The 561-nt window shown below is 44.9% G+C and carries 1 protein-coding gene; it reads left to right on the top strand.

The genetic code is table 11. The features are described from left to right. Nucleotides 1–561, top strand: a 561-nt coding sequence (locus R7Z77_RS27515) for an SRPBCC family protein (RefSeq protein ID WP_318137329.1), incomplete at both ends; no start/stop codon positions are given.

The following is a 561-nucleotide window of genomic DNA, read 5'->3' as shown; positions in this document are numbered from 1 at the left end:
GCAACGAATTGGGACGGGGGCGGTTGTTCTGGAAAGCACACAAGAACATCGTTTAGACATGGAGCTGCATTTTTTTCGCCCCATCAAAAGCCACGGAAAGGTGACGCTCATCGTGACGCCGTCACAAGATGGTTGTACCGTAGAATGGCAAATGCAGTCTCGTGTTCCTTGGTATCTGTTTTTTCTGAAAACGATGTTCAAATCCATGGTTGAAATGGATTACGATCGTGGACTCAAGATGCTAAAAAGCCAGTTAGAAACTGGGCAAATATTGTCGCAGTTGAGCGAAATCGGCACTCGTCATCAAGATTTGATTCATTACGTTGGTTTGCAAGGTTCAGGGACAATTCCTGAGCTTGGTCCAATCATGAAAAAGCAAACTCAAAGACTGTACGAACTGATGCAGAAAGAAAGTCTGCCCGTCAGCGGCGAACTGTTCTGCTATTACCTTTCAATGGATATGAAGCTCGGTCATTTTGAATTTGTAACCTGCTTGCCCGTGAGTGAAATGGTAGAGGTACCAAATGGTTTTGTGTTTGGCACGATTCCAGCGTGTGAAAT

The sequence above is a fragment of the Vibrio sp. 1401 genome, from assembly GCF_033340295.1.
Note: the sequence above shows the minus strand (reverse complement) of the source record. Positions and strands in the feature narration are given on the sequence as shown.